Origin of the sequence: Atlantibacter hermannii (genome assembly GCF_009907385.1) — a bacterium.
In the GTDB taxonomy this organism is placed as follows: domain Bacteria; phylum Pseudomonadota; class Gammaproteobacteria; order Enterobacterales; family Enterobacteriaceae; genus Atlantibacter; species Atlantibacter hermannii_A.
Window position 1 is genome coordinate 1 of sequence record NZ_JAAATR010000080.1, and the last position, 3,859, is coordinate 3,859.

At 47.4% G+C, this 3,859-nt stretch carries 4 protein-coding genes and 1 pseudogene; 3 read left to right on the top strand and 2 right to left on the bottom strand.

The window, feature by feature from the left end; all coding sequences use genetic code 11:
* Positions 1–63 precede the first annotated feature (63 nt).
* On the top strand, positions 64–501 hold the full coding sequence (locus GV764_RS18230; RefSeq protein WP_020325134.1) for a restriction endonuclease: 438 nt from the start codon (positions 64–66) through the stop codon (positions 499–501).
* A 4-nt stretch (positions 502–505) separates the two neighbouring features.
* Positions 506–712, top strand: a complete 207-nt coding sequence (locus GV764_RS18235; protein WP_001749967.1) for a hypothetical protein — start codon at positions 506–508, stop codon at positions 710–712.
* Between the two features lie 10 nt (positions 713–722).
* Here the strand turns inward: GV764_RS18235 and GV764_RS18240 are convergent.
* Positions 723–995, bottom strand: a pseudogene (locus tag GV764_RS18240) (IS1 family transposase); the annotation flags it as partial.
* Positions 996–1,093: 98 nt separating this feature from the next.
* Here GV764_RS18240 and GV764_RS18245 point away from each other — a divergent pair.
* A complete protein-coding gene (locus GV764_RS18245) occupies positions 1,094–2,527 on the top strand; it encodes a DNA cytosine methyltransferase (protein ID WP_001288432.1) in 1,434 nt (477 codons plus the stop codon).
* A gap of 33 nt (positions 2,528–2,560) precedes the next feature.
* Here GV764_RS18245 and GV764_RS18250 read toward each other — a convergent pair whose 3' ends face one another.
* On the bottom strand, positions 2,561–3,769 hold the full coding sequence (locus GV764_RS18250) for a type II restriction endonuclease (protein WP_001749969.1): 1,209 nt from the start codon (positions 3,767–3,769) through the stop codon (positions 2,561–2,563).
* Positions 3,770–3,859: the final 90 nt, after the last annotated feature.

Consider the following 3,859-nt stretch of genomic DNA (forward strand, 5'->3'; position numbering starts at 1 on the left):
CCTCATCGCTAACTTTGCAACAGTGCCCAAAAAATTAACTACCTGAGGAAAATTGATCCTTTTGTGTTTGAAGAACTGTTGCTGGAAGGATTTGAAGCGCATGGCTTCAGAACCATCAGAAACAAACGCTATACCGGCGATGGAGGCATTGACGGCCAGGTAATAATAGGAAAATATCGCTATCTTATTCAGGCTAAACGCTATCGCGGCCATATTGCTTTACAGCACGTACAGGAGTTCGAGAAGTTGCTTAAACGTCATAACTGTCGCGGTCTGTTTTGCCATACCGGGAAAACCGGCGCAGGTTCAAAATCTGTCAGTATTGCCAGTGAACGGATGGAGATTATCAGCGGCCAGCGCCTGATAGATTTGCTCACGCCCGGCAGCTCCTTCACTATCGCAACCGCCCCGCAGACGATGATGAAGCGTACCGCAGCAACACTAGAAACGAGCACCATTGTTAAAGATGCCGGTAAAGAAAATCGATACCATGAGAGTTAATTAAATGAAGTCAGTAACTATAGAAGCAAAAACATTTGCTGAAATGTTAGGAATAACAGAAGGTGAGTTAATCTTTGCCATTAAGAAAACTGGCACATTCAAAAACAAGACCATCCCACAACCTCATGAGCCACATAAATCAAATAATAGATTTTTATATTCAGACGTAATGAGGTTTATAGAATCACTAAAAGACAAAGAGAACCGGTAATGACTCCAACTTACTGATAGTGTTTTATGTTCAGATAATGCCCGATGACCTTGTCATGCAGCTCCACCGATTTTGAGAACGACAGTGACTTCCGTCCCAGCCTTGCCAGATGTTGTCTCAGATTCAGGTTATGTCGCTCAATGCGCTGAGTGTAACGCTTGCTGATAACGTGCAGCTTTCCCTTCAGGCGGGGTTCATACAGCGGCCAGCCATCCGTCATCCATACCACGACCTCAAAGGCCGACAGCAGGCCCAGAAGACGCTCCAGCGTGGCCAACGTGCGTTACCTAACAATAAACCTGTTTAAATATCCAGATAAAAACATTCAATCTGGGTCAAATGAGTGATACAGTTTCACCCATAAGACCCAATGGAGGCAATATGTCTGAATTTGAATTACTGGCGCAGGATCTGCTTGAGAAAGCAGAAGCGGAAGAACAACTGCGACAGGAAAATGATAAAAAGCTGCTCGGGCAGGTGCTGGAAATCTATGACCAGAAGTACGTGGCTGAACTGCTTAGAAAAGTTGGTAAAAATGAGTGGAGTCGCGAGACTCTTAATCGCTGGATTAATGGTAAGTGCTCACCTAAGACGCTGACGTTAGCCGAAGAGGAACTTCTACGAAAAATGCTTCCGGAAGCGCCTGCACATCACCCTGACTATGCCTTCCGGTTTATTGACCTGTTTGCTGGGATTGGAGGTATACGGAAGGGCTTCGAAACCATCGGTGGCCAGTGCGTTTTTACCAGTGAATGGAATAAAGAGGCTGTGCGCACATATAAAGCTAACTGGTTTAACGATGCTCAGGAACACACTTTCAATCTCGATATTCGTGAAGTCACGCTCAGTGATAAACCTGAAGTACCTGAAAACGATGCCTATGCTTACATTAATGAGCATGTGCCGGATCATGATGTACTTCTAGCAGGTTTCCCCTGTCAACCGTTTAGCCTTGCGGGCGTAAGCAAGAAAAACTCGCTCGGGCGCGCGCATGGTTTCGAATGTGAGGCTCAGGGAACGCTTTTCTTCGATGTGGCGCGTATTATCCGCGCAAAAAAACCTGCCATCTTTGTTCTTGAAAACGTTAAAAACCTGAAGAGCCATGACAAGGGTAAAACCTTTAAAGTCATCATGGATACCCTCGACGAACTGGGCTATGAAGTTGCGGATGCAGCTGAGATGGGCAAAAACGATCCTAAAGTTATCGACGGAAAGCACTTTTTACCTCAGCACCGAGAACGTATCGTTTTGGTCGGTTTCCGCCGTGATCTGAACATTCACCAGGGCTTTACCCTGCGCGATATTAGTCGTTTTTATCCGGAACAGCGTCCGTCATTTGGCGAACTGCTGGAACCCGTGGTTGACAGCAAATATATACTGACGCCGAAACTCTGGGAGTATCTCTATAACTACGCCAAAAAGCACGCAGCTAAGGGTAACGGATTCGGTTTTGGCCTCGTTAATCCTGAAAATAAAGAAAGCATTGCCCGTACGCTTTCTGCTCGCTATCACAAAGACGGGTCTGAAATTCTGATAGACCGTGGCTGGGATATGGCCACAGGTGAAACAGACTTCGCGAACGAAGAAAATCAGGCGCATCGGCCCCGCAGGCTGACTCCGCGAGAGTGCGCGCGCCTTATGGGTTTTGAAAAAGTAGATGGCAGGCCTTTTCGCATTCCTGTGTCAGACACTCAGTCGTACAGGCAGTTCGGTAACTCCGTAGTGGTGCCCGTGTTTGAAGCCGTAGCCAAACTGCTTGAACCTTATATCCTGAAAGCGGTTAATGCCGATTCGTGCAAGGTTGAACGAATCTGATCGCTCCTCCCGGTATTTATGCCGGGAGATAATCTATGGAATATCTGCGTAAAGCCCTGTCAGCTCAGCAATAAACGCACCTAGCGTCATTAGCTCAGCTCTCACCGCCTCCGGGTATTTTTTGTGCAGAGATGATGGCACGACCAATCTGACACCCGACTCCCGCATCTCCCGATATTGAGCCAGAGAAACTCCCTCCTGGAGTGTAAACAGATGCACCTGATGAATTTTATCGGCCTCATTCAGTATCTGACGCCAGCGATCCTTACAGGTAGTCTTGACTGCCAGCATGCGCAGATTTTCTACGGGAAACTCAGTATCGTGGTAAGCCCCTGCGGAAGGGAAAAGGAAATCGGGTTTTTTATTACCTTCTGTGATGGCCTGCGTCGCAAAGTGTCGCAGGCCGTGCTCAATGAATAGATGCTCCAGGTGCAGTTCCAGCGACTTCCCGGCTCTGGATTTACGGCGATTGCTGACAGAATTGGCCAGCGCAATAAATTCATCCACAGAGCCAAATCCTTTCCGGATGATATCCAGAACATGCAGTTCCTCAACCAATAGAAATATGTCGTACTCCACGCGCCGGCGGTCAAGAAGTTGCTCATCCGGATCAAGGGAATTTTTCACATAATGGCTGGCTGCATACTGAATAATTTCACTTCCCGACGGAAAGCGCAGGTGCCAGTCTTCAGGTAGAATATATTTATGATTTACTGGCGCTTGCTGTAGAGATAGTCCGCCTAGAATCTGTCCTGCGGGGCCGGATATAAGCGCTCCGGGTATAACTTCACCAATAGCGGTCTCAATGACGTCCTCTTCATCAGTGCTGGCGCATACCCAAATATTTACTTCCTTACAGTCCCCCCCTTGCTCATCAAGCTTGAAAGCCAGGAGCGTCAGAGCCCCTGTATTTTCAGGATCCTGAAGTGGGCTGCCTCTACCCCAGCGGGTAATCCTTTTTTCATTCCGGGTTTTACCAAAATGACGGCTGTTATAATAAATTGCCCTGGCTTCGCTGTCAGGGCAATCATGCGATGACACATGTGCGGTGAGAAAAACCGAAGGGTTCAGTTCACGGGTATGGTTGATAGACGGAAAGAGTTTTTCAACGATACCTGAAGGGATATAAAGCCCTACCTGGTGACCACCTGTTGCGCCGGTATCGTTGGCGGAAAGGCGTTTGATGTAGACGAAGTAATTCTCACATGCGATCTCAAGTAGCCAGTTGTGGAAAACCGACATAAGCATCCCCTGTTACCCTGAAACTCTACTCACCATTTTTTCATGATTATATACAAACAGTGTCATTTTCAGAAGACGACTGCACCAGTT